Origin of the sequence: Streptomyces racemochromogenes, from assembly GCF_039535215.1 — a bacterium.
Taxonomy (GTDB): domain Bacteria; phylum Actinomycetota; class Actinomycetes; order Streptomycetales; family Streptomycetaceae; genus Streptomyces; species Streptomyces racemochromogenes.
This window is the reverse complement of record NZ_BAAAWT010000001.1, coordinates 5,099,946-5,120,723: the sequence shown is the minus strand read 5'-3', so window position 1 is coordinate 5,120,723 and position 20,778 is coordinate 5,099,946. Positions and strand designations below refer to the sequence as shown.

The 20,778-nt window shown below is 71.3% G+C and carries 23 protein-coding genes; 7 read left to right on the top strand and 16 right to left on the bottom strand.

The genetic code is table 11. The features are described from left to right. Window positions 1-59: 59 nt before the first annotated feature. Entirely contained in the window at window positions 60-638 is a 579-nt protein-coding gene (locus ABD973_RS23555; protein WP_125820876.1) for a DUF4396 domain-containing protein, read from the top strand. Between the two features lie 66 nt (window positions 639-704). Here the strand turns inward: ABD973_RS23555 and ABD973_RS23550 are convergent, their stop codons facing one another. Next, window positions 705-1,337, bottom strand: a complete 633-nt coding sequence (locus ABD973_RS23550; RefSeq protein WP_125603658.1) for a sulfite oxidase-like oxidoreductase — start codon at window positions 1,335-1,337, stop codon at window positions 705-707. 194 nt (window positions 1,338-1,531) lie between these two features. Here ABD973_RS23550 and bfr point away from each other — a divergent pair, with 194 nt between their 5' ends. Beyond that, a complete protein-coding gene (bfr, locus tag ABD973_RS23545; RefSeq protein ID WP_037926968.1) occupies window positions 1,532-2,008 on the top strand; it encodes a bacterioferritin in 477 nt (158 codons plus the stop codon). Between the two features lie 9 nt (window positions 2,009-2,017). On the opposite strand, the gene ABD973_RS23540 is transcribed toward bfr, so the two are convergent. Together ABD973_RS23540 and ABD973_RS23535 are read right to left on the bottom strand one after the other, a co-directional pair. Continuing rightward, on the bottom strand, window positions 2,018-2,275 hold the full coding sequence (locus tag ABD973_RS23540) for a (2Fe-2S)-binding protein (RefSeq protein ID WP_125820877.1): 258 nt from the start codon (window positions 2,273-2,275) through the stop codon (window positions 2,018-2,020). Window positions 2,276-2,445: 170 nt separating this feature from the next. After that, complete coding sequence (locus ABD973_RS23535) at window positions 2,446-3,810, bottom strand: class II 3-deoxy-7-phosphoheptulonate synthase (protein ID WP_185899701.1); 1,365 nt, start codon at window positions 3,808-3,810, stop codon at window positions 2,446-2,448. 326 nt (window positions 3,811-4,136) lie between these two features. Between ABD973_RS23535 and ABD973_RS23530 the strand changes: the two genes are divergently transcribed. After that, window positions 4,137-6,068: an anthranilate synthase family protein gene (locus tag ABD973_RS23530; RefSeq protein ID WP_125820878.1), complete on the top strand. Its 1,932-nt coding sequence runs from the start codon at window positions 4,137-4,139 to the stop codon at window positions 6,066-6,068. Between the two features lie 242 nt (window positions 6,069-6,310). Here ABD973_RS23530 and ABD973_RS23525 read toward each other — a convergent pair whose 3' ends face one another. The 5 genes from ABD973_RS23525 to ABD973_RS23505 all read right to left on the bottom strand — a co-directional run bounded on the left by ABD973_RS23525 (window position 6,311) and on the right by ABD973_RS23505 (window position 11,346). Next, window positions 6,311-7,321, bottom strand: coding sequence for a 2-hydroxyacid dehydrogenase (locus ABD973_RS23525; protein ID WP_345501940.1), 1,011 nt, complete (start codon window positions 7,319-7,321; stop codon window positions 6,311-6,313). A 100-nt stretch (window positions 7,322-7,421) separates the two neighbouring features. Beyond that, window positions 7,422-8,453: a 6-phosphofructokinase gene (locus ABD973_RS23520; protein WP_345504706.1), complete on the bottom strand. Its 1,032-nt coding sequence runs from the start codon at window positions 8,451-8,453 to the stop codon at window positions 7,422-7,424. 155 nt (window positions 8,454-8,608) lie between these two features. Further along, window positions 8,609-9,253 carry a response regulator gene (locus tag ABD973_RS23515; protein WP_042803204.1) on the bottom strand — a complete coding sequence of 215 codons (645 nt, stop codon included), beginning with the start codon at window positions 9,251-9,253 and terminating at the stop codon, window positions 8,609-8,611. Between the two features lie 47 nt (window positions 9,254-9,300). Further along, window positions 9,301-10,512, bottom strand: a complete 1,212-nt coding sequence (macS, locus tag ABD973_RS23510) for a MacS family sensor histidine kinase (RefSeq protein WP_164720870.1) — start codon at window positions 10,510-10,512, stop codon at window positions 9,301-9,303. Window positions 10,513-10,569: 57 nt separating this feature from the next. Then, the gene (locus tag ABD973_RS23505) at window positions 10,570-11,346 is read right to left on the bottom strand and encodes a lysophospholipid acyltransferase family protein (RefSeq protein WP_125823951.1); all 777 of its coding nucleotides are present in this window, start codon (window positions 11,344-11,346) and stop codon (window positions 10,570-10,572) included. Window positions 11,347-11,506: 160 nt separating this feature from the next. On the opposite strand from ABD973_RS23505, the gene ABD973_RS23500 reads away from it, so the two are divergent. Both ABD973_RS23500 and ABD973_RS23495 read left to right on the top strand, forming a co-directional pair. Then, window positions 11,507-12,286 (top strand): alpha/beta hydrolase, encoded by a 780-nt coding sequence (locus ABD973_RS23500; RefSeq protein WP_345501937.1) that lies wholly within the window; start codon window positions 11,507-11,509, stop codon window positions 12,284-12,286. After that, window positions 12,279-12,854 (top strand): hypothetical protein, encoded by a 576-nt coding sequence (locus tag ABD973_RS23495; RefSeq protein WP_125820881.1) that lies wholly within the window; start codon window positions 12,279-12,281, stop codon window positions 12,852-12,854. Before ABD973_RS23500 ends, ABD973_RS23495 begins: the two co-directional genes overlap by 8 nt. Before the next feature lie 611 nt (window positions 12,855-13,465). Here the strand turns inward: ABD973_RS23495 and ABD973_RS23490 are convergent. From ABD973_RS23490 to ABD973_RS23480, 3 genes are read right to left on the bottom strand one after another with little or no spacing between them, the layout of a single operon-like run. Further along, window positions 13,466-13,798: a putative quinol monooxygenase gene (locus ABD973_RS23490; protein ID WP_241253201.1), complete on the bottom strand. Its 333-nt coding sequence runs from the start codon at window positions 13,796-13,798 to the stop codon at window positions 13,466-13,468. Between the two features lie 25 nt (window positions 13,799-13,823). Then, window positions 13,824-14,495, bottom strand: a complete 672-nt coding sequence (locus ABD973_RS23485) for a YdcF family protein (RefSeq protein WP_241253202.1) — start codon at window positions 14,493-14,495, stop codon at window positions 13,824-13,826. Beyond that, the gene (locus ABD973_RS23480; RefSeq protein WP_125820883.1) at window positions 14,495-15,604 is read right to left on the bottom strand and encodes a helix-turn-helix domain-containing protein; all 1,110 of its coding nucleotides are present in this window, start codon (window positions 15,602-15,604) and stop codon (window positions 14,495-14,497) included. The genes ABD973_RS23485 and ABD973_RS23480 overlap by 1 nt, the downstream gene beginning before the upstream one ends. Before the next feature lie 150 nt (window positions 15,605-15,754). Here ABD973_RS23480 and ABD973_RS23475 point away from each other — a divergent pair, with 150 nt between their 5' ends. Together ABD973_RS23475 and ABD973_RS23470 are read left to right on the top strand one after the other, a co-directional pair. After that, window positions 15,755-15,904, top strand: a complete 150-nt coding sequence (locus tag ABD973_RS23475) for a hypothetical protein (RefSeq protein WP_164720871.1) — start codon at window positions 15,755-15,757, stop codon at window positions 15,902-15,904. After that, complete coding sequence (locus ABD973_RS23470; protein WP_345501931.1) at window positions 15,897-16,151, top strand: hypothetical protein; 255 nt, start codon at window positions 15,897-15,899, stop codon at window positions 16,149-16,151. The genes ABD973_RS23475 and ABD973_RS23470 overlap by 8 nt, the downstream gene beginning before the upstream one ends. A gap of 491 nt (window positions 16,152-16,642) precedes the next feature. On the opposite strand, the gene ABD973_RS23465 is transcribed toward ABD973_RS23470, so the two are convergent. The 5 genes from ABD973_RS23465 to ABD973_RS23445 form a co-directional block, all read right to left on the bottom strand. Beyond that, window positions 16,643-17,401 carry an endonuclease/exonuclease/phosphatase family protein gene (locus tag ABD973_RS23465; RefSeq protein ID WP_125820885.1) on the bottom strand — a complete coding sequence of 253 codons (759 nt, stop codon included), beginning with the start codon at window positions 17,399-17,401 and terminating at the stop codon, window positions 16,643-16,645. 70 nt (window positions 17,402-17,471) lie between these two features. Further along, window positions 17,472-18,413: an ROK family glucokinase gene (locus ABD973_RS23460; protein ID WP_125820886.1), complete on the bottom strand. Its 942-nt coding sequence runs from the start codon at window positions 18,411-18,413 to the stop codon at window positions 17,472-17,474. A gap of 61 nt (window positions 18,414-18,474) precedes the next feature. Continuing rightward, window positions 18,475-18,948, bottom strand: a complete 474-nt coding sequence (locus ABD973_RS23455) for a DUF5304 domain-containing protein (protein WP_125820887.1) — start codon at window positions 18,946-18,948, stop codon at window positions 18,475-18,477. A gap of 67 nt (window positions 18,949-19,015) precedes the next feature. After that, entirely contained in the window at window positions 19,016-20,170 is a 1,155-nt protein-coding gene (locus ABD973_RS23450) for an ArsA family ATPase (protein ID WP_125820888.1), read from the bottom strand. A 152-nt stretch (window positions 20,171-20,322) separates the two neighbouring features. Beyond that, the gene (locus ABD973_RS23445) at window positions 20,323-20,766 is read right to left on the bottom strand and encodes an SRPBCC family protein (RefSeq protein ID WP_007263665.1); all 444 of its coding nucleotides are present in this window, start codon (window positions 20,764-20,766) and stop codon (window positions 20,323-20,325) included. Between the last annotated feature and the right edge of the window lie 12 nt (window positions 20,767-20,778).

Below are 20,778 nucleotides of genomic sequence, written 5' to 3'. Positions count from 1 at the left end.
CGGTTCTGTCGTACCGACGGGACCGCTGCCAGGCGTTCCCCAGGCTCTCGGGGGTTGTCATGGAGCACGAGCACGGAAACCACGAGCACCACCAGCACCACGCAGACCACCAGCACCACAGCGGACCCGAGCACCAGGGCCATGAGGGCCACGAGGGCCACCACGGCCACGGCGCCCACGCCGGCCACACCCCCGGCGGCAAGGTCAGCTGGGCCATGGCGGCCCGGGCGACCCTGCACTGCCTCACCGGCTGCGCCATCGGCGAGGTGCTCGGGATGATCGTCGGCACCGCGCTGGGCTGGGGGAACGTCGCGACGATGATCCTGGCGATCATCCTCGCCTTCTTCTTCGGCTACGCGCTCACCCTGCGCGGGATCCTCGCCGCCGGCGTGGACTTCCGTTCGGCCGTCCGGGTGGCGCTGGCCGCGGACACCCTGTCGATCGCGGTCATGGAGCTGGTCGACAACGGGGTGATCGCCCTGTGGCCCGGCGCGATGGACGCCCACCTGTCGGAGCCGCTGTTCTGGACGGTGCTGGCGATCTCGCTCGCCGTCGCCTTCGTCCTGACCACCCCGGTCAACAAGTGGATGATCGGCCGCGGCAAGGGCCACGCCGTCGTCCACCAGTACCACCACTGAGCCCACCACGGGGGTACCACCAGGGGGTACCGCCCGACCACGGCGGCCCGTGAGCCACGGCGAGAGCTACAGCTCCGGGCCGTCGCCCGGTTCCTCCTGGTACGAGTAGCGCTGCTCCCGCCAGGGATCACCGATGTTGTGGTAGCCGCGCTCCTCCCAGAAGCCCCGGCGGTCAGCCGTCATGTACTCCACGCCGCGGACCCACTTGGGGCCCTTCCAGGCGTACAGGTGCGGGACCACGAGCCGCAGCGGGAACCCGTGCTCGGCCGTGAGCAGTTCGCCGCCCATGTGGGTGGCGAAGACGGTCCGGTCGGAGGCGAAGTCGGCCAGTCTCATGTTGGAGCTGAAGCCGTACTCGGCCCACACCATCACGTGCGTGACCTGCGGGGCCGGCGGGGCCAGTTCCAGGACGGTGCGCGCCAGCACGCCGCCCCATTCGGCGCCCGTCATGCTGAACTTGGTGACGCAGTGCAGGTCGGCCACGACGGAGTCGAACGGCATGGCCGCGAACTCCTCGTGGTTCCAGCAGTGCTTCTCGCCGTCCGCCGTCGCACCGAAGACGCGGAACTCCCAGCGATCCGGCTTGAACTTGGGCACGGGACCGTAGTGGGTGACGGGCCAACCCCTCTGCAACCGCTGCCCCGGAGGGAGCTCGAGCTGCTCTGCTCCCGGAGATTCCCGGCTTTCCGGCTGACCCATGCCTCCATGGTGACAGACGTGGCGGTGTGGTCACGACCAGGTACGACCCTATTCGGGCAAGTCACGGCAACTCCCACTAAGGAGGCACTTACTGGACGCCCCAGGGCGGCAGTGCGAGGATGCGCGCACTGCCAGTCACCAGCCCCGTCACTAGCCCATTCACTAGCTGACATTGCTTGGAAGGAGCCTCTGCGATGCAGGGCGACCCCGAGGTCCTCGAATTCCTCAACGAGCAGCTGACCGGCGAGCTCACGGCCATCAACCAGTACTGGCTGCACTACCGCATCCAGGACAACAAGGGGTGGACCAAGCTCGCCAAGTACACGCGTGAAGAGTCCATCGACGAGATGAAGCACGCGGACAAGCTCACCGAGCGCATCCTCATGCTCGACGGCCTGCCGAACTACCAGCGCCTCTTCCACGTGCGCGTGGGGCAGACCATCACGGAGATGTTCCAGGCGGACCGGCAGGTCGAGGTCGAGGCCATCGACCGCCTCAAGCGCGGCATCGAGGTCATGCGCGGGAAGGGCGACATCACGTCCGCCCGCCTCTTCGAGGAGATCCTGGAGGACGAGGAGCACCACATCGACTACCTCGACACCCAGCTGGAGCTCATCGAGTCCCTCGGCGAGGCGCTTTACATCGCGCAGCTCATCGAGCAGCCGAGCTAGCAGCAGCCCTCAGGCGGCTTCCACCAGCTGCGGTGCGGGTGCCGCGGCGGGCTCGGCGGCGAGGACGGCCGCGGCGTCGCCCTTCTCCAGCAGCTCCCGGCGGGGGCAGGCCCCACGGCCGAGGATGCCCTGGATGGTGCGCACGCAGGAGCCGCAGTCGGTGCCGGCCTTGGTGGCCGAGGCGATCTGGCGGGGGGTGCAGGCCCCGGCGGCCGCGTGTTCCTTGACCTGCTTGTCGGTGATGCCGAAGCAAGAGCAGACGTACACGCGGTTCACCTCCCTGGAGCGGAACGGTTCGGCAGGCCATCCCCTATTCGGTGAGGCTTACCTAACCGTACCCAAAGTTAGGGTCCCCTAAAAGACCCCGGTACGCCGATGGGGCGCGGATCACATCGATCCGCGCCCCATCGTCGTAGGAAGGCACCTACTGATCGCGACTACTGGTCGCGGTACATCTCGGCGACCAGGAAGGCCAGGTCCAGGGACTGGCTGCGGTTGAGCCGCGGGTCGCAGGCCGTCTCGTAGCGCTGGTGCAGGTCGTCGACGAAGATCTCGTCGCCGCCGCCCACGCACTCGGTGACGTCGTCACCGGTGAGCTCGACGTGGATGCCGCCCGGGTGGGTGCCCAGCGCCTTGTGGACCTCGAAGAAGCCCTTGACCTCGTCCAGCACGTCGTCGAAACGACGCGTCTTGTGGCCGGAGGCCGCCTCGAAGGTGTTGCCGTGCATCGGGTCGGTGACCCACGCGACGGTCGCACCGGACGCGGTGACCTTCTCGACCAGCTCGGGGAGCTTGTCGCGGACCTTGTCGGCGCCCATGCGGACGACGAAGGTCAGCCGGCCCGGCTCGCGCTCGGGGTCCAGGCGGTCGATGTACGTCAGCGCCTCGTCGACCGTGGTCGTCGGGCCGAGCTTGATGCCGATCGGGTTGGCGATCTGCGAGCAGAACTCGATGTGCGCGTGGTCCAGCTGGCGGGTGCGCTCACCGATCCAGACCATGTGGCCGGAGGTGTCGTACAGCTTGCCGGTACGCGAGTCCGTACGGGTGAGGGCGCCCTCGTAGGCGAGCAGCAGCGCCTCGTGCGAGGAGTAGAACTCCACCGCCTTGAACTCGGCCGGGTCGGTGCCACAGGCCTTCATGAAGTTCAGGGCGTTGTCGATCTCCCGTGCGAGCTGCTCGTAGCGCTGCCCGGACGGGGAGGACTTCACGAAGTCCTGGTTCCAGGCGTGCACCTGGCGCAGGTCGGCGTAACCACCGGTGGTGAAGGCGCGCACCAGGTTCAGCGTCGAGGCCGACGCGTGGTACATGCGCTTCAGGCGCTCCGGGTCCGGGACGCGGGCCTCTTCGGTGAAGGCGAAGCCGTTGACGGAGTCGCCGCGGTAGGTCGGCAGGGTGACGCCGTCGCGGGTCTCGGTGTCCTTGGAGCGCGGCTTGGAGTACTGGCCCGCGATGCGGCCGACCTTCACGACGGGCACGGAGGCCGCGTACGTGAGGACGGCGCTCATCTGGAGCAGGGTCTTCAGCTTGGCGCGGATGTGGTCGGCGGAGACGGCGTCGAAGGCCTCGGCGCAGTCGCCACCCTGAAGCAGGAACGCCTCGCCCTTGGCGACGGCTCCCAGACGGGCGCGCAGCTGGTCGCACTCACCCGCGAAGACGAGCGGAGGATACGACTCGAGGTCCGCGACGACAGCGCGCAGGGCCTCGGCATCGGGGTACGAAGGCTGCTGCGCCGCGGGAAGGTCTCGCCAGGTCGCCTTGGCGGCGAGGGCTTGGTTTTCAGCGTTCACGGTCACCTCGTACACATTACGTCGTCAATCACCGTGTCCGGCCGGACGCCCACCTGATGAGACGGTGTCGTTCGAAGGCCGTGGGGCCCGGGATGAACGGAATGCAAGGTTCACATGTCGGAAAAAGTCAGATGCGGCGGAACGGCGTCCCCGTGGGCTAGGGTGCCTCCCATGTACGCGCACGCCAACCTGAACTGGTGGTGGCCCGCTCCCGGCGGCCCACTCCTCTCGCGTACCCACTGACACGAGCGAAGCGCAGGCCGCCCCGAGGGGCGGCCTTTTGCGTGTGCCGACACGGGCCGGCCGTCCCTCCCTCCGACACCCACCGGAAGGACGCCCCCATGACCCGCCCCACTCCCCTCACCCCTCCCCGCCCCGATTTCGATCTCGCCCGGCTCCTCGACGACTCCGCCCCGCCCTTCGCCCTGCTGCGCCGGCGGACCCCGGGCCGCGACCACGACACCGTCGAGGTGCTCCTCGGCCCCGTCCACGAGGCCGGCCGGCTCGCCGACCTGCCCGTACGGGAGCTCCCCACCCTCGCCCTGGTCCCCTTCCGGCAGATCCGCGAGCGCGGCTTCGACGTACGCGACGACGGCACGCCGCTGGCCGTCCTGACCGCCGAGGAGGCGTACGAGATCCCGCTCGCACAGGCCCTGGCCGGGCTCCCGGCCCACCACGTCCGTGTGGACGGCGGCGGCTTCGACGTCCCCGACGAGGAGTACGCGGCCACCGTCGACCGGGTGATCCGCGAGGAGATCGGCCGCGGCGAGGGCGCCAACTTCGTCATCCGGCGCACCTACGGGGGCCGGATCAACGGCTTCGGCCGGGCCGACGCGCTGGCCCTGTTCCGGCGGCTGCTGGAGGGAGAGCGGGGCGCGTACTGGACGTACGTGGTCCACACCCCGGACCGCACCCTCGTCGGCGCCAGCCCCGAGGTGCACGTGCGGATGTCCGGCGGCACGGTCGTGATGAACCCGATCAGCGGCACCTACCGCTACCCGGACTCCGGCCCGACCGCCGAGTCGCTCCTCGCCTTCCTCGCCGACCGCAAGGAGACCGAGGAGCTGTCGATGGTGGTCGACGAGGAACTGAAGATGATGTGCACCGTCGGCGACATGGGCGGGGTCGTCGTCGGCCCCCGCCTGAAGGAGATGTCCCACCTCGCGCACACCGAGTACGAGCTGCGCGGACGCTCCTCGCTGGACGTCCGGGAGGTGCTGCGGGAGACCATGTTCGCGGCGACGGTGACGGGGTCGCCCGTACAGAACGCCTGCCGGGTGATCGAACGGTACGAGAGCGGCGGCCGCGGCTACTACGCGGGCGCGCTGGCGCTGCTCGGCCTGGACGCGTCCGGCGCCCAGACCCTGGACTCCCCCATCCTGATCCGCACCGCCGACATCGCCCCCGACGGGGCGCTGCGGGTGCCGGTCGGCGCCACCCTGGTCCGCCACTCGGACCCGCTCGGCGAGGTGGCCGAGACCCACGCCAAGGCCGCCGGGGTACTGGCGGCCCTGGGCGTCCGCCCGGCCGCGCCCCGGCCGGCCCCCTCCGCCGGGGCGGCCGGGCTGGCCGACGACCCGCGGGTGCAGGCGGCCCTCGCCGCGCGGCGGGCGGACCTGGCACCGTTCTGGCTCCGCATGCAGGAGCGGCCGGCGGACGCGGCCGGGCACGCGCTGGTGATCGACGCGGAGGACACCTTCACGGCGATGCTGGCCCACGTGCTGCGGGTGGCCGGGCTGGAGGTGACCGTACGCCGCTACGACGACCCCGGGCTGCGGTCCCTCGCCCTGGCCTGGGACGGCCCGGTCGTCCTCGGTCCGGGCCCGGGCGACCCGGCGGACGCGGCCGACCCCAGGATGCGGATGCTGCGCGGGCTGGCGCGGGAGCTGCTCACCTCCCACCGCGGGGGGCTGCTGGGGGTGTGCCTCGGGCACGAGCTGATCGCGGCGGAGCTGGGCCTGCCGCTGGTGCGGAAGGCCGCGCCGGCGCAGGGGGCGCAGGTGGTGGTCGACCTGTTCGGGACGCCGGAGGTGGTGGGCTTCTACAACACGTACGCGGCCTCGTGCGACGCGGAGGCGCAGGCGGAGCTGGCGGCGCACGGGGTGGAGGTGTCGCGTGACGCGCTCACGGGGGAGGTCCACGCGGTCCGCTGCGTGGCGCGGGGCTTCGCGGGCGTCCAGTTCCACCCGGAGTCGGTCCTGACCCTCCGCGGGGCGGACGTCGTCTCGACCCTGCTCCGCACGCTGGCGGGCGCCCCCGCCGAGCCGGCATAGCCGGGGCCCGTTGCCCTGCGGGGCCGGTCCCCTACCCGCCCTTCCCCCGTTCCCAGGGGCGCCGCCCCAGACCCCCGCGCCTCAAACGCCGGCGAGGCTGAAAGAACCGGGGCTCCGCCCCGGACCCCGTCGAGGCGCGGGGGTCTGGGGGCGGAGCCCCCAGGGGGTCCGGGGCGCAGCCCCGGGGAACGGGCGAAGGGCGGGGCGGGGAGCAGCCCCGCGCAGCGGGCCGCCCGCACCGATCAGCCCCCGTGAGGAACAAGGGTGTTCTCGGAGCGGCGCCCCGCCAGATGGTCCGCCACGTTCCTGACCGTCGCCTCGACGATCTGCCCCACCGCGTCCAGCGTGTAGTACGCCTGGTGGCTGGTCACGACCACGTTCGGGAACGTGACCAGCCGTGCCAGCGTGTCGTCCTCGACCGCCTCCAGGGAGCGGTCCGTGAAGAAGACCCCGGCCTCCGCCTCGTACACGTCCAGGCCCACCCCCGTGAAGCGGCCCACCCGCAGCTCCGCGACGAGGGCCTCCGTGTCGATCAGCCCGCCCCGGCTGGAGTTCACGAGGACCACGTCGTCCCGCATCGACTTCAGCGCGGCCGCGTCGACGATGTGGTGCGTGGCCTCCAGCAGCGGCACGTGCAGGCTGATCAGGTCGGCGGACGCGAACAGCTCGTCCTTGTCCACGTACGTCATGCCCAGCTCCACGCACGCCGGGTTCGGCGCGAGGTCCCAGCCCAGCAGCTTCATGCCGAAGCCGTGGGCGATCCGGGTGAAGGCCTCGCCGATCTTGCCGGTTCCGAGGACCCCGGCCGTGCGGCCCCGCAGGTCGCGGCCCATCAGGCCGTTCAGGCGGAAGTCGAAGTCCCGGGTGCGGTTGGAGGCCCGGACGATCCGCCGGTTCACGGCCAGGGCCAGGGTCCAGGCGAACTCGGCCACCGAGTACGGGGAGTAGTACGAGACCCGGCTGACGGTCATCCGGAGCTGCCGGGCCACGTCCAGGTCGATGTTGTTGAAGCCGGTGGAGCGCTGCGCGATCATGCGGGTGCCGCCGGCGGCCAGGGTGCGCAGGACCCGCCCGTGCAGGTCGGCGTTGACGCTGGAGGAGACGACCTCGTACCCGGCGGCGATCGGCGCGGTGTCCTCGCCGAGGAAGACGTCGAGGCAGCGGACCTCGTGGCGCCCCTGGAAGTGTTCCTCGAAGGCGCGCTCCAGGAGGGGCTTCTCGTCGGCGGTCACGCTGAAGGCCAGGATCTCCACGCTCGCTCGCTCCCCACAGGTCGTCGGCCACGGGTCGTTTCGTCACGATACGACCCGTGGCCCGGCCCCGCAGGCGCCGGCGCCGGCGCAGGCGCCGGCCTCAGCCGAAGAAGACCCCGACCTCCTCGTACAGCGCGGGGTCGACCGTCTTCAGCTTCGCCGTGGCCTCCGCGATCGGCACGCGGACGATGCCCGTCCCCTTCAGCGCGACCATCTTGCCGAAGTCGCCGTCGCGCACCGCGTCGATCGCGTGCAGTCCGAAGCGGGTGGCGAGCCAGCGGTCGAAGGCGCTCGGGGTGCCGCCGCGCTGGATGTGCCCGAGGACCGTCGTACGGGCCTCCTTGCCGGTCCGCGACTCGATCTCCTTGGCCAGCCACTCGCCCACGCCCGACAGCCGGACGTGCCCGAAGGAGTCGCGGGAGACCGCGTCCTTGAGGACCAGGTCGCCGTCCTTGGGCATGGCCCCCTCCGCCACCACCACGATGGGCGCGTAGCTGGCCTTGAAACGGGAGGTCACCCAGGCGCAGACCTGCTCCACGTCGAAGCGCTGCTCGGGGATGAGGATGACGTTGGCGCCGCCCGCCAGCCCCGAGTGCAGGGCGATCCAGCCGGCGTGCCGGCCCATGACCTCGACGACCAGGACCCGCATGTGGGACTCGGCCGTGGTGTGCAGCCGGTCGATGGCCTCGGTGGCGATGCCCACGGCGGTGTCGAAGCCGAAGGTGTAGTCGGTGGCCGAGAGGTCGTTGTCGATGGTCTTCGGCACGCCGACGCAGGGGACGCCGTACTCCTCGTAGAGCCGGGCGGCCACGCCGAGGGTGTCCTCGCCGCCGATCGCGACGAGCGCGTCGACCTCGAACTTGGCGAGGTTCTCCTTGATGGCCCGGACGCCGTTCTCCGTCTTGAACGGGTTGGTGCGCGAGGAGCCGAGGATGGTGCCGCCCCGGGGCAGGATGCCCCGGACGGCGGGGATGTCCAGCGGGACGGTGTCCCCCTCGACCGGTCCCCGCCAGCCGTCCTTGAAGCCGACGAACCCGTATCCGTACTCCTGCGTGCCCTTGCGGACGACGCCCCTGATCACCGCGTTGAGTCCGGGGCAGTCGCCGCCGCCGGTGAGCACTCCGACCTTCATGGAATCTCCCTTCGCCATGACGGGCACGCTAGTGGTGACCCAGGTCACGGCAAGGGGTGCGGAAAGCCCAATTCCGCCGGAAATGGCGGGCGTTGCGCACGCCCGTTCACTCGTACGGGGAGCCGGGGTGCAAGTAAGTACGACGTACGAACGGGTTACGCGTCGTCGAGCCCGCGCTCTATCGCGTACCGGACGAGCTCCACCCGGTTGTGCAGCTGGAGCTTGCCGAGGGTGTTCTGCACGTGGTTCTGCACCGTGCGGTGGGAGATCACCAGCCGCTCCGCGATCTGCTTGTACGACAGCCCCTTCGCCACCAGCCGCAGCACCTCGGTCTCCCGGTCGGTCAGCTGCGGCGCCTTCGGCACGTCGGGGGCGGCCGGCGCCGGGTCGGTGGCCAGCCGCCGGTACTCGCCGAGGACCAGGCCGGCCAGGCCCGGCGTGAACACCGGGTCTCCGGCCGCCGTACGGCGCACCGCGTCGATCAGCTCCTGCGCCCCGGCCGACTTGAGCAGGTAGCCCGTCGCCCCGGACTTCACCGCCTCCAGGACGTCGGCGTGCTCCCCGCTGGCCGACAGCACCAGCACGCGCAGCGCGGGATCGGCGCCGACCAGCTCCTTGCAGACCTGCACCCCGGGCATGCCCGGCAGGTTGAGGTCGAGGACCAGCACCCGCGGCGCCGCCGCACGGGCCCGGCGTACCGCCTCCGGCCCGTCGCCGGCCGTGGCGACGACGTCGAAGCCCGCGGCGGCCAGGTCGCGGGCCACCGCGTCCCGCCACATCGGATGGTCGTCGACGACCATCACCTTGATGTCCCGCAGCTGGAGCTGGAGCTCGCTGTCGGCGTCGTTCACTGGGTCCTCCCCCTCGGTACTTTCAGTTCCACTTCGGTGCCCTGTCCGGGGACGGACACCAGCTCGGCGCTGCCGCCGAGGTCGCGCAGGCGCCCGCGGATGGACAGGGCCACGCCCATCCGCCCCTCGCCCTCCGCCTGGTCGAGCCGGCCGGCCGGGATGCCCGGGCCGTCGTCCCGTACGGTCACGATCACCTCGTCGCCCCAGTCCTCGACCAGGATCCAGGCACTGGCCCCTTCCCCGGCATGCTTGCGCACGTTGTCCAGGGCCGCGCCGACCGCCGCCGCCAGCTCCCGCGCGGCGGGCGCCGGCAGCACCACGGGGCTGCCCGGCTCGGCGAAGCTCACCCGGGAGCCGGCGTGCGGGGCCAGCAGCGAGCGCAGGTCCAGCTCGGCCTCCTCCGCGCCGGACTCCTCCACCTCGTACGTGTCCACCAGCGCGCCGAGCGCCCCGTCACGCGAGACCCGGGACGGCCGCACCAGCCCGCTGGAGACCAGCGTGCGCAGCGCCACCTCCTGCTCCCCGGCCATCCGGCCCAGCTCGGCGGCCTCGCCGCCCAGCTCGGTGCCGCGCCGCTGGACCATGGCGAGGACCTGGAGGACCCCGTCGTGGATGTCGCGGGCGAGGCGCTCGCGCTCACGGGTCGCGGCCTCGATCTCCAGGGCGCGGGCGAGGGTGGCCTCACTGGCGCGGGCGACCTCGACGACGTAGCCGATGGCGATGGAGGCCACCCAGACCAGCAGCACGTTGTGCAGGGTGTCCCGGGTCGGGTCGCCGCCGTGGATGACGAGGTTGGCGGCGGCCACGAAGGTCGAGGCGAAACCGGCCCAGCGCCAGCCGCCCTTGAGGGCGAAGGCCAGGACCGAGCCGGCGGTCCAGATGCTGGGGAGGGTGGGGCCGCCCCCCGTGATCCGCTCATGGGTGTCGGCGAGCGGCGTGAGCAGGATGCCGGTCAGCGCGACGGCGAGGTCGGCGACGAGGAAGCCCCTGGTGCAGCTGGCCGCGTTGGCCACCCGGCGGTGGGTGGCCAGCGTCCAGACGGCGAGGAGGGCGAGGTAGCCCGCCGCCACCATCGGCTGGTCGAACTTGCGGTAGGCCGCCGCGAAGAGCAGGGCCGCGTAGACCATGGTGAGCAGCCGGTACGCGGTCAGGGCCCGCCACAGCGGCTGCTCGACCGACATCCGTACGACGCGCTCGCGCTTCGCCATCTCCCCCACCCGCCCCGTCCCCGCGGGCCCGCCCACCCGGCCGGCCCGCCGCGCGCGCTATTGCGCGCCCGTCTCTCCCTTGGCCTTCTCGGCCTGCTCCGCTTCGGCCTTCTCGGCCTTGGCCGCCTTGTCGGCCGCCTTGCCGCTCTCCCTGGCCGCCTTCTCCGCGTCCGCGATCTGCCGCTTCGCGGCCGTCGCGTAGATGTCCACGTACTCCTGGCCGGACAGCTTCATGATCTCGTACATGACCTCGTCGGTCACCGAGCGGAGGATGAAGCGGTCCCCGTCCATGCCCTGGTAGCGGCTGAAGTCCAGCGGCTTGCCGATCCGGATGCCCGGACGCATCAGCTTCGGGACGACCTTGCCGGGCGGCTGGATCTTCTCGGTGTCGATCATCGCGACGGGGATCACGGGCGCGCCGGTGGCCAGCGCCACCCGGGCCAGACCGCCCGGCTTGCCGCGGTAGAGGCGGCCGTCGGGTGAACGCGTCCCCTCGGGGTAAATACCGAACAGCTCCCCGCGCTCGATGACCTCGATGCCGCTCTTGATGGCGGCCTCGCCCGCACCGCGCGCACCGGAGCGGTCCACCGGGAGCTGGCCGACGCCCTTGAAGAAGGCAGCCGTCAGCTTGCCCTTGACGCCCGGGGAGGTGAAGTACTCCGCCTTCGCGATGAAGGTCACCTTCCGGTCCAGCACGGCCGGCAGGAAGAAGGAGTCGGAGAAGGACAGGTGGTTGCTCGCGAGGATCGCCGGCCCCTCGGCGGGAATGTTCTCGAGGCCCTCCACCCACGGCCTGAAGGCGAGCTTCAGGGAACCCCCGATGGAGAACTTCATTGCGCCGTAGATCAACTCGAAAGCCTTCCTGTGTCTGTCGAACAGACCATATCCCGTGGGCCCGCGCGGAGCGCCCGACGGCCCTGGTCGGTGTCATCCCGGTCGCGTACGGTGAAGTCACACAGCGCAACGCACCCCCCACCCTTCGAAGGAGACCCTGGTGCCCGTCCTCCCTGGAGCAGAGCCGTTCCGCCACGAGGGCGGAGAGGTGGGCGTACTCCTCTGCCACGGCTTCACCGGTTCGCCCCAGTCGCTCCGCCCCTGGGCCGAGTACCTGGCCGAGCGCGGGCTGACCGTCTCGCTCCCGCTGCTCCCCGGACACGGGACGCGCTGGCAGGACATGCAGCTCACCGGCTGGCGGGACTGGTACGCGGAGGTCGACCGGGCGCTGCGCGAGCTCCTGGAGCGGTGCGAGCAGGTCTTCGTCTTCGGCCTCTCCATGGGCGGCGCGCTGACCCTGCGGCTGGCCGCCAAGCACGGTGACGCCATCAGCGGCATCGTCCTCGTCAACCCGGCCAACAAGGTGCACGACCCGCTGGCCGTCGCCCTTCCGGTGGCCAAGCACTTCATCCGGTCGACGCCGGGGATCGCCAGCGACATCGCGAAGCCCGGCTCGGTGGAGGTCGGCTACGACCGCGTCCCGACGAAGGCCGCGCACTCGCTGCGGCAGTTCTTCCGGCTCGTGGACACCGAGCTGCCGCAGGTCACGCAGCCGGTGCTGCTGCTCCACAGCCCCCAGGACCACGTGGTCCCGCCGGTCGACTCGGCGCGGATCCTGTCCCGCGTGTCCTCGACGGACGTCACCGAGACCCTGCTGGAACAGAGCTACCACGTGGCGACGTTGGACCATGACGCGGAGCGGATCTTCGCGGACAGTTACGCGTTCGTCGGGCGGCTCGCGAAGAGTGTCGGCAGGGAGGGGGCGGCCAGCGGTGGCTGAGCACGAGGAGTCCTCCGGGGGCGTTCCCCCGCTGGACGAGGAAGCGGCGTGGGCGGCGATCGTCGCCGGGTACGGGCAGGAACCGCCGGACCCGCCGGGGGCGAGGCCGTTCCGGCCGATCGAGAACCTGATGCTGCCGGAGGAGGACGTCAAGCCCGAGCCGAAGACCGCGACGGCCGACCCGGCCCCGGAGCCGAAGCCCGAGCCCAGGCCGGAGCTGGGCAGCTCGATCACGTTCGCCCCGGGCGTGGGCGCGGGCGTCCCCGTACCCACCCCGGCGCCGGGCCCCCGCGACCACACCCCGGCCGAGCCGACGGACGAGGGCCACTTCGTCCCGCCGGAGCCCGAGCTGCCGGAGGCGGACACGACGGCGAAGTTCGCCTGGCTCGCGGTGGTCGGCGGACCGGTGCTGCTCCTGCTGGCGGTGCTGCTCCAGTGGGACATGACCTGGTGGCTGACCACCCTGGGCATCGGCGGCTTCCTGGGCGGCTTCGCCACCCTGATCGCCCGCATGTCGACGGGCGACGACGACGATGACGACGACCCGGGCCGCGGCGCGGTCGTCTGACGCGCGGACCTGCGGTCTCCCCCCGGCAGTTGCCCACCCACCCCCGGGTGCGGGTGGGGCCGGGGGGCGGGATCCCCTGGGGCGGTCTCATCGATGGTTGGGGGCTTCCCGTCAGTCCCATCGTCCTTCCGGTTCGGGCCGGTCCCTCAAGGGCGCTCCCTTCGGTCGCGTCGCTACGCGATGGCCTTCGGCCACCCTTGACCGACCGACCCGAACCGGAAAGCCGAAAGACTGCCGGGAAACCCCCAAAGAAACGGCACGGACGATCCTTGGAGGAGCGGGTCCCTCAGCGCTGAGACGCGGCGCCGGGCGCCGGCCCGCCCGACATCCGGGGCCTCAGGTGTCCAGATCCCGGGCCAGGGGCGCGACTACCCGCACGACAGGTTGATCAGAGCCCCCTCCAGACCCCCCAGACGCGACAGATCGCTACGCGCTCCTCTTTTTTCAGCGTCCGCCGACCGTCCCGGGCTGATACCCGCACCTAAGGACGAACAGATCCACCTAGGCATCCGACAGGCGCGTCAGATCGCTACGCGCTTCTCTGATCTCGGCGGCCGGCGGCCGTCTAGGGATACCTCCGGATGAAGCGGCATTGAGTCCGCTCATAGACGTCAATCCACGCTGCCCGTACGTTCGGCCCTCTTCCCCGTGATCGCGTCAAGGAAGGTGACCTCGACGCCTGCAAGGTATTGCTCCCGCTGGGCAAGGAAGTGCCTGGTGTGCGGCTGCGCCTCATGAGCAGCGAAAGCCTGACGGTCCGCGTACAGCTCGTAGAACACGCGCTGCAGGGGTTCACCCTCCGGGACGTGCACCATGTAGGTCAGCGTTCCGGGCTCCGCCCCCTTGATGCCTTCCAGGGTGACCGCACAGAGCGCGTCGAACGCCTTCGCAGCTTCCTGATCACGTAGGGAGAAGCGCACGACCAGGCCGAATCCCTCGCTCACACGTGCTCCTTTCGAGTAGCGACTATCACGGGGTGAGGAGGCAACCGGTGAAGCCGTCCCGGACCAGGGACTTGTATGCCGCATGCACGTCCTGCGGTACGTCCTGGGCGATGGCGAAGCCATGGTTCGGGTACTCGATCACACGTTGCAGGTCGCCGACCATCATGCTGATCACGGATTCCTCGTCGCCCATGCCCTTGAGATAGGCGTCGAAAGACAAGGGGGCAGAAGCGCACACCACTTCGACCTCGGGCCATTGCTGGCGGCAGGTGGCGAAGGCCCGCCGCTCCATGTACGGCATACAGAGCAGCAGCACGGAGCGGGGCCGAATACCGGCGGTGGTCAGCACCTCGCGGGTGAAAGCGATGTTCTGACCGGTATTGGCGGCATTCGGTTCCAGCAGCATCGCGTGGGCGGGAACACCGAGCGCAAGGGCCTGTTCGTGGAAGTGCACGGCCTCTCCCCGGGGGAACACGTCTCTGGTGGCCGCGCTGTTGCCACCGGTGAGCACGAGAGTGGGGAAAAAACCGGCCTTGTATAGGTCTGCGGCGTAGGTGCTGACGCCGAGGTCGTTGCAGCCCAGAGCGATCGCGACATCGCACGGGCGAAGGTCGTGACGCATGTGGTGGTAGTCCCAGATCAGCTCGGCGGCCTGCCGCTGATTCTCGGTGATCTCCTGCGGTCGTCCGTCTGCCACTACCTGCTCCCTGGTCGGTGATGTAGGGGTTTGAAGGCTCCCTCGCACGTCCGCCTGATGGCATCGATGCTACGGAGTTGATGTCCGAGCTCGGCCTTGGCGGCGATCTTCGCGGCTTCATTGAGGAGGCGGAGGCCCTCGTCACGGGTGGCGGGATCAGTGCGAAGAATGTGTGCTTGAGCGGTGGTGAGCTGCACCCGTTGCATCGGGGACCGCACGGTGCCCGTGCTACAGGCGATGTCCAGGAACCGGAGTGCGGCGGTGAGGTCGCCGGCATCGCGGCGGGCGAGCGCGAGTTTCTGGTGTGCCACCGACCAGTCTTCGGGTTCGGCGAGGTCCTCGAAGTCACGCGTCGCGGAGGTCATGACACGCGTCGCGTAGTCGTGCCGCCCGTCCTTGCTCAGCGCCGTCCCCACCCACAATCGGGCACTCGCGCGGTCGCGGGGAGAAAGCCGGTCATCGACAGCCAGGCTTTCGTAGGCTCGAGCAGCCGTCTCCAGCTTGCCGGACATTTCCATGACGACCGCCAGGGACAGGTCGAGCTGGGCCACACGGCGAGGGATGTCGAGGTGTGTGAAGACGGCGCGCGCACCGGCATAGGAGTGTTGGGCGGACTGCAGCCCGACGGGCGTTCCCCGATACCGCTTGAGGTCACCGAGCAAAGTGGTCGAGCGGGCGAAGAGGTAAAGGCCCCTCTCGTCCAGCTCGGGTCGGTTGAAACGGCTCAGCCACCTGGTGAGCAGGCAGTCGGCGAACGCGAAGTCCTGCTGATTGAGCGCCACCACGACCCGGTCCAGGTCATCAGCCCAGGATTCGTACTCCCAGGCGAGTGGAGCTGTGGACGTCACCGACCGGATCGTCCTGGAGCCTCCGGCGTCGGACAGAAACATTTCGAACCGCAGATGGGCGGCAGCGTCCGCACGGGCCAAAGCGGTATCAAGAATCGCTTGGGTGTCCGGGCGAGGTTCGGTAGACGCACGGAGCTTCTCCCACTTGGAGATGGTCCGCACTCCGACGCCAAGGTGATCGGCAAACGCGCGGACGCTCAGCCGCAGCGCCAGCCGGAGTGCCTTGGCCTCCAGCCCGGTCCAGTGGTGCACGGTCGCCACACGCCGCTCCCTTCTCGCCGTCATCGAACCACGGCAGACCGACGAAGCGAGACGCAAGTACAGCGGAAGTGCAACAAACGGCCATTCCCGCGCGGTTGGGACGAGTCCAGGCTGATGGGTGACACCACTGACCTATGGAGGAGTCGACCCGTGACCGACCTCATCACGCACAACTGCATCTGCGAGGTGCCCATCGAGAGGGTGCCAGCCACGTTCGGACCCAGCGCCGATCTGCTTGACCGGGCAACAGCCGGCTGGGAGCGCTTCCTCAGCACCTTCGAGGCGGCGTCCGATGAGTGAGTGCTACGAGTACGTCCCCCACCGCCTCCTCCACCGACGCGTCCGAGACATCGCCTCCGGCACCGAGGGCATCCTCATGGCCGTGATCAACGAGAACGTCTCCGACACCGGCATCGAACGCTGGATGGAACTCGCCTACATCCGAGGCGCCTGCGGCCGCGAATTCACCACCGCCGCCACCAACGTCGAACCCGCCCCGGACCAGCCCAAGACGGCCGCCGGACGCCGAGACCAGAGAAGCGCGTAGCGATCTGACGCGCCCCCGTCTCCTTCGGCTGCCCTGTTCGTCTTCTGGCGCAGGTATCAGCCCAAGGCGGTCGCCGGACGCTGAGACGGGGGGGAGCGCGTAGCGATCTGTCGCGTCTGGGGGGCTCCGCAGGCCGCTCTGATCAACCTCTGGTGCAGGTAGCCGCGCACCCGGCACGGAATCAGGACTCTTGAGGGCCCGGATGCCCGGCGGGCCGGCGCCCGGTCCCTCGTCTCAGCGCTGAGACGCCCGTCCGCCCTCCTCTGGACCGTGCCGTTTCTTTGGGGGTTTCCCGGCAGTCTTTCGGCTTTCCGGTTCGGGTCGGTCGGTCAAGGGTCGCCGAAGGCGATCGCGAAGCGACGCGACGAAGGAGCGCCCTTGACAGGCCGGCCCGAACCGGAAGGACGAAAGACTGCCGGGAAACCCCCAACCTGCTCTGATCCGGTCCGTGGGTAAACCCTCGAGGGGGAGATAGCCCGCCCGCACCGGGCTCACCCCGCCGGGAGCCGCAGCGCCGCCAGGACCGGGAGGTGGTCCGTGGCGGCGTGGAGGTCGGGGGTGGTGATGCCCGGGAGGCCGGTCGGGACTCCGCAGGCCAGGACTTCGACCCCCGGGGAGGCGAAGACGGCGTCGATGCGGCGGTTCGGGGCCGTCGAGGGGAAGGTGTCGCCGTCGCCCCACGGGGAGACCGTCCAGCAGTCCTGGAGCGCTCCCGACAGGCGGCCGAAGGCGGGGCCCCCCGCCGCCTCGTTGACGTCGGCCGCCGCGATCACGTGCGGGGCGCCCAGGGCGGCGGCCCGGTCCAGGAGGAGCTGCGCCTGCGCCTGCCGCTCCGCCGCGTCCAGTGAGAGGTGGGCGCTGACCACCCCGACGCGGGCGGCGCCGAAGCGGACGACGGCGGTGGCGAGGCCCCGGCGGTGAAGGCCGGGGGTACGCGGGAGGAGTACGTCCTCGGTGCGCTCCACGAAGGCCCGCAGGGAGCAGAGCAGCAGCGGTCCGGCCGCGGTGGCTCCGCCTCCCAGCACCACGAGGTCGGTCTTGGCGGCGAGCCTCGCCGCGTGCTTGCGCCAGCGGAAGAACCGGGGTGCTTCCTGGACGAACACCAGGTCGGGGGCGCAGGCGCGGATGACCCGGGCCAGGGCTTCCTCGTCGTCGCGCAGCGAGCGGATGTTGTAGCTGAGGGCCCGGATGACGGCTGAGCCGTCGGGCTCGGTCTCGGACTTCGGCAGCGTGTGCAGCGTGTGCGGCATGCCCCGAACATACGCAGCTGCCCGCCGCTCCCCCAGGGGGCACGGCGGGCAGTCGCGGCGAAAAGGGGTGTCAGCCCTGGCGGGCCAGGTCGGCGGCGCCGACGAGGCCGGCCTTGCCGCCGAGCTGTGCGGCGAGGACCTGGGCGTGCGGGCGCCAGGCGCCGCCGACGAGCCAGCGCTTGAAGGACTTGCGGATCGGGTCGAGGACGAGGTCGCCCTCGTCGGAGACGCCGCCGCCGACGATGAACGCGGACGGGTCGAAGAGGGAGGCCAGGTCCGCGAGGCCGGCGCCGGCCCAGCGGGCGAGCTCGCGGAAGGCGTCGATGGCGACGAGGTCGCCCGCGCGGGCGGCTTCGCTGATGTGCTTGCCCTCGATGCCGTCGGCGGTGCCGTCGCCGAGGCCGAGGAGGATCGCGGCGTTCTCGGGGGTGGCGTTGGCGCGCTGCTTGGCGTAGCGGACGAGGGCGCGGCCGGAGGCGTACTGCTCCCAGCAGCCCTGGCTGCCGCAGCCGCAGAGCAGGCCGTCGGGGACGACCCGGATGTGGCCGAATTCGGCGGCGACGCCGAAGCGGCCGCGGCGGAGCTTGTTGCCGATGATGATGCCGCCGCCGAGGCCGGTGCCGAGGGTGATGCAGATGACGTCCTCGTGGCCCTGGCCGGCGCCGAAGCGGTATTCGCCCCAGGCGGCGCAGTTCGCGTCGTTCTCGACGACGACGGGCAGGCCGATGCGCTGTTCGACCTTGTCCTTGAGGGGTTCGTGCCGCCAGTTGATGTTGGGTGCGAAGAGCACCGTGGCGCGCTTGTCGTCGACGTATCCGGCGGCGCCGATGCCGACGGCTTCGATGGTGTGGCTGCTGCTGACCTCGGAGACGGCGGCGCAGATGGCCTCCGTCACGCCGTCCGCGGTCGGCGGGGTGGGCACCTTGTACGTCTCAAGGATGGTGCCCTCTTCGTCGACCACGCCGGCCGCGATCTTCGTGCCGCCGATGTCGACGCCGATGGTGAGTCCCATTAGTCCCTCGGTTTCCGGTCAAACCCCGCCACGGCCAACCGTACACGGGCCCGGCGGAGGTTCAGTCGAGATCGATCCGCTGGGCCGGGCCGGTACCGGGGCCCTCGTCGCCCTTGCCGGAGGGCGCCGGGGGTGCGGGGGGTTCGTCGTGGGTCCAGCGGCGTTCGTGGCCCTCGACGGCGGAGCGGTAGGCGGCGAGGAGTTCGGATCCGGCGGCGGCGAGGTGGCCGAAGACCTCGGGGTTGCGCTCGATGACGGGCTTGGCGGCGGTTTTGGCCTGGTTGACGAACTGGCGCACGGCGTCCTGGGCGGCGGCGCCGACGGCGGGGTTGTTGAGGGAGGAGACCTTGTCGGCGACGGCTTCGAAGAGCTTGAACAGCTCCTCGGCGGCGGTTCCGGGGCGGTCGGCGCCTCCGGTGCCCCCGGTGTCCCCGGACCGGGCTGACCTGCGGCGTTCCTGTTCGGCGGCGAGGTCCTCGGCGCAGGCCCGCGCCCAGGCGTCGTCGGCGTCGGGGTGGTCGGTGGCCTCGCTCATGGCGGACTCTCCTGGCGGCAGCTGCGGTGGGTCTTCCTTCGACGGTACCCGAACGGCGGTACGGGTCTCAGCGCTCCCTCGGCCAGAGCCGCGGGTCGGGGGTGAAGCGGACGCGGAGGGCGCCGTCGGTGAGGGCGGCTCCGGAGACGGTGCAGCGGCGCAGGGCGGAGGGCAGCGGAACGATCCTGCGGTGCGGTCCCGCGGCGACGAGCAGTTCGTCGCCGCGTCGGATCAGGTCGAGCTCGCTCTTGCGGGCGCGGGGCAGCGGGATCGCCCAGACGAGCACCCCGTCGTCGGCGAGGCGGTCCTCGACGGTCCAGCCGGCGCCGGGTGCGGGGACGGGGCCGGGGGCGAGGTCCCGGGCGGCGGTGAGTGCGGCGAGGCCGCCGGTGCCGCGGGGGTCCCGGCCGAGGTGGGCGAGCTCGTGGACGGGGAGGCCGGCGCCGGTCCACGCGTCGAGGAAGGCGCGCTGCTGCTCGGCGATGCCGGCGGCCCAGGGGTGGGCAGCGGCGGCGTCCGCCGGTACGAGGCGGTTGGCCACGAGGGACTCGGTGCGCAGCTCGTGCAGGGCGAGGCCGAGCATGCCGGTGCGCAGGGCGGTGTCCGCCGCGGGGCCGGGCTCGGCGACGAGGCGGATCCGGGTGGTGGGGGCTTCCACGACGGCCTGGACGGCGGCGAGCTCCTCGTCCCAGCGGGCGGCGGTCTCGTACAGCCACTGCGCGGGCATGGGCACTCCGGCGAGCTGGGCCAGTACGGGGCGCAGGGCGCGGGCGGCCTGGCGTTCGGCGGGGAGGAGCCGGGCGAGGTAGCGGCGGAGCTGGGCGGGGAGGGCGAGGGTGGCCACGGCCTGGTGGAGCGGGGGCATGTCCACGACGACGAGGTCGGTGGCGGGTGCGGCGGCGGCCCGGCGCAGGGCGCGGAGCAGGGCGAACTGTTCGGCGCCGGGGAGCTCGGTGAGTTCCTCGGTGCCGAGGGGGCGGCCGCCGAGCATGCCGATGAGGGCGGCGCCGCGTTCCTGGAGGGCGGCGAGTTCGGTGCGGAACTCCTGGCCGGAGTCGACGGGGGTGACGCGCAGTCCCGGGACAGGGTCGGGGAAGGGGTCGGCGTCAGGGCCGCACAGGAGCAGGACCCGTCGGCCCTCGCGTGCGGCGGCGAGCGCGGTGGCGGCCGCGACGGTGCTGCGGCCTGCGCCTCCCGGGCCGGTGACGAGGAGGGTCTGCATGGTGGTGCCGTGCCTTTGCTGTGCCGGTGGTTCCGGTGCGGGTCGGGGGGCCGGGCGGGCCGGGGGTACCGGCACAGGCAACGGGCCGGGCCGGGCCCGTGCGGCCCCTTCCGGGTGCCGCGCGCGCGGCGTCCCGGTGGGGCCCGGGGGCGTCAGGGGCGGGGGGTCTCGACGCGCTTCTTGAGGCCGGCGAGGGCGCGGTCGATGATGACCTTCTCGGCCTTGCGCTTGATCATGCCCAGCATGGGGATCTTGACGTCCACGGTGAGCTGGTAGGTGACCTCGGTGCGTCCGCCGTCGAGCGGGGCGAGCCGGTAGGAGCCGTCCAGCTGGCGCAGCATCTGGGACTTGTCGAGGGTCCAGCTGACCTCGTCGGCGCCCTTCCAGGTGTAGGCGAGGGTGTGGTCGTCCTTGATGGCGCCGGCGTCCAGCAGGAGGCGGACCTTCTCGGCGCGGCCTTCGGCGTCGGTGGCCAGTACCTCGGCCTCCTTCACCTCGCCGGTCCACTCCGGGTAGCGGGCGAAGTCGGCGATCACGGCCATCACGTCGGCCGGGGAGGCGTCGATGGTGATGCTTGAGCTGGTGTGTTCCGCCATCGCGGTGGCTCC